This window comes from Segeticoccus rhizosphaerae, assembly GCF_009192725.1.
Lineage (GTDB): Bacteria > Actinomycetota > Actinomycetes > Actinomycetales > Dermatophilaceae > Segeticoccus > Segeticoccus rhizosphaerae.
Map to the genome: position 1 here is coordinate 1 of NZ_VOHR01000395.1, position 3,128 is coordinate 3,128.

The window sequence follows — 3,128 nt, forward strand, 5'->3', positions numbered from 1 at the left end:
GGGTGACCGCCGGGCCCTGCAGAACTCATGCTGGACCTCTCACGGTCGAGCGAGCAGGGCAGTGACCCGACGGCACCTCGGGTGCATCAGCGGTCCATCCAGAACCGCCGACGCGAGGAAGGTAGTCCAGTGAGCCCACCCCACGAAGTTCTCCGCTGCGCTCCGATACTTCGCGGGACCCCTCATGACTGAGCGACTCATGCTGCTGGACACGGCCTCGCTCTACTACCGGGCCTTCTACGGCGTGCCCGACCGGCGCGCTTCACCCGGCGCTCCACCCAACAACGCGGTGCGCGGCCTGCTGGACATGGTCGCGACCCTGCTCACCACCTACCGGCCGACGCACCTCGCTGCCTGCTGGGACAACGACTGGCGCCCCGCATTCCGGGTAGAGGCGATCCCGACCTACAAGGCGCACCGCGCGGTGGAGGGCCGCCCCGACGTCGAGGACACCCCGGAGGCGCTGGTCCCCCAGGTGCCGGTCATCGTCGAGGTCCTGGCCGCACTCGGCCTCCCCCGGCTCGGGGCCGACGGGTACGAGGCCGACGACGTGATCGGCACGCTCGTGCACCGGCACCGCGGCCGGGGCCCGGTCGACGTCGTCACAGGCGACCGCGACCTGTTCCAGCTCGTCGACGACGAGGCGAGCGTCCGGGTGCTCTACACGGCGCGCGGCGGGGTCCGAGACCCCGACGTCGTGACCCAGTCGTTCCTGCGCAACAAGTACGACATCGACACCGGCCCGGCATACGCCGACATGGCGACCCTGCGCGGTGACACCAGCGACGGCCTGCCCGGGGTTGCCGGCATCGGCGAGAAGACGGCCGCGGCGCTCATCAACCGGTATGGCGGGCTGGCAGCCCTGCGAGCGGCGCTCGCCGAGGGGGACCCTCACCTCAAGGGCGCTCGGCGCGCCCGGCTGGAAGAGGCGAGTGACTACCTCGACGTCGCACCGAAGGTGGTGGCCGTGGCGACCGACTGTCCCATCGAGGAGACGGACCTGAGCCTGCCGGAGGCCGTGGCCCACCCCGACCTGCTGCTGGACCTGGTGGACTCGCACGACCTGCGCAGCCCGGTCAATCGCGTGCTCGCCGCGCTGCAGGTCGCGATCGACTGACGCGTCCCATACCACCCCTGCCGGGGCGTGTCGGGTGATCAGTCGAGGCGGTCCGCGGCGACGACCCCGCGCATCACCGCGTCCATCGCGCGACGCGCCGTGGCCGACAGGGCGGGCTGCGGGGCCGCCTCCGCGATCTGGCCGAGGAGGTCGACGACCTGCTTGCACCGTCGCACGAAGTCGCCCGCCGCCATGTCGGAATCGCGCAGCACCTCGTCGAGCGCCCGTCCGGACGCCCAGCGGTGGATCATCCAGGCCATGCCCGCGTCCGGCGCCCCGGTCGGCGGAAGGACGTGCTCCTGTTCGCGGTCCTCCAGCCCGCTCCACAGTCGCACCATCGCGTCATACGCCTCATGGACGTCGTCGGTGGGCAGTCGCGGCGCCAGGTCGGTGTCGTCGCGGCGCGGTTCGTAGACCAGCATCGACACGACGGCTGCCAACCCGGCGGCATCGAGCCGTTGCCAGATGCCGTGCCGCAGGCACTCCGCGGCGAGCAGATCCTTCTCGGTGTAGAGCCGGCGCAGGTGCTCACCCTGCCGGGTGACCGACTCACCGCCCGCACCGAGGTAGTCGAGGTCGACGAGCAGGTCGCAGATCCGGTCGAACGTGCGCGCCACGGAGTTGGTGCGGCCCGCCACCTTGCGTTGCAGTCCGTCGGTCTCGCGCCGCAGCCGCCACCATCGTTCGGCCCAGCGCGCGTGGTCCTCCCGCTCCGGGCAGGCGTGGCACGGGTGGGCCCTCATCTCGCGCCGCAGCCGGGCGACCTCGCGGTCCTCCCGCTGCTCGTCCTGGCCGGAGCTCTTCTTCGGCGGCGGGTCATGGGGCACCTTGACCCGCAACGTCGCAGCGAGGTCCCGCCGCGACCTCGCGTTCCGCGCGTTGAAGTGCTTCGGTATGGCGATCGTGGTCACGGGCTCGACCGGCGCCGACACGTCGTGCGCGGTGATGCGCCGCACCTGGCCGTCCGAGGTCAGCACGGTGGGTGAGGCTGCCTCCCTCTTGCCCCCACGGTTACCCGCCAGGACGACGACGTAGCCGGCGCGTCGCCCGGTCGGGACCTTGAACACGTCGCCGGGGTGCATCCGCTCCAGGCTGAGTGTCGTCTCGGCGCGTCGGCTCGCCGACCGCTGCTTCGCGGCAGCCTTCTCCAGGTCGCGGATCTGGTTGCGCAGCGCGGCATACTCCCTGAAGTCCCCGAGGTGGCAACTCATCGCCTCGGCGTAGCCCTCCAGTGCCTCCTCGTTGCGTCGGACAGCGGCGGCCATCCCGACCACGGAGCGGTCCGCCTGGAACTGCGCGAAGGAGGTCTCGAGGATCTCTCGCGCGGTCTCGCGACCGACCTGGGACACCAGGTTGACGGCCATGTTGTAGGTCGGCCGGAAGCTCGAACGCAACGGGTAGGTGCGGGTCGAGGCGAGCCCGCCCACGGCCTCCGGGTCGAGCCCGCGACCGAAGAGCACCACAGCGTGCCCCTCCACGTCGATGCCGCGCCGACCGGCACGGCCGGTCAGCTGGGTGTACTCCGCCGGCGTGATGTCGGCGTGCGTCTCGCCGTTGTACTTGACCAGTCGCTCGATCACCACCGTGCGGGCCGGCATGTTGATGCCCAGGGCCAGCGTCTCGGTGGCGAAGACCGCCCGGATCCGCCCGGCGGTGAAGAGCTCCTCCACGATCTCCCGGAAGGTCGGCAGCATCCCCGCGTGGTGGGCGGCGAAACCCCGGGTGAGGCCCTCGACGAAGTCCCAGTAGCCGATGACGGCCAGGTCCTCGTCGGCCAGCGAGGACACCCGCTCCTCGACGTGTCGGCGGATGCGCTCCCCCTCGTCCTCGGGGATCAGCCGGGTGCCCCACGCCAGCAGCTGGCCGACGGCCGCCGTGCAGCCGGCCCTGCTGAAGATGAAGGTGATCGCCGGCAGCAGCCCGTCGCGCTCGAGCCGCTCGATGACCTCGGCGCGGCTCGGTCCGCCTCCCGGCCGATTGCGTTTGACGCCAACATAATTCGGCCCAGGAA

The 3,128-nt window shown here is 71.4% G+C and carries 2 protein-coding genes; one reads left to right on the forward strand and one right to left on the reverse strand.

The window, feature by feature from the left end:
- The first annotated feature begins 184 nt into the window (after nucleotides 1–184).
- Complete coding sequence (locus FRW57_RS19605; protein WP_238999499.1) at nucleotides 185–1,117, forward strand: 5'-3' exonuclease; 933 nt, start codon at nucleotides 185–187, stop codon at nucleotides 1,115–1,117.
- Nucleotides 1,118–1,155: 38 nt separating this feature from the next.
- Here the strand turns inward: FRW57_RS19605 and FRW57_RS19610 are convergent.
- Nucleotides 1,156–3,128 (reverse strand): DEAD/DEAH box helicase (locus FRW57_RS19610; protein ID WP_152186829.1); only part of this gene is annotated, 1,973 nt, incomplete at its 5' end.

Excerpts from the sequence above, each read along its gene's own strand:
- FRW57_RS19605 (WP_238999499.1), top strand. The coding sequence starts at position 185 with ATGACTGAGCGACTCATGCTGCTGGACACGGCCTCGCTCTACTACCGG.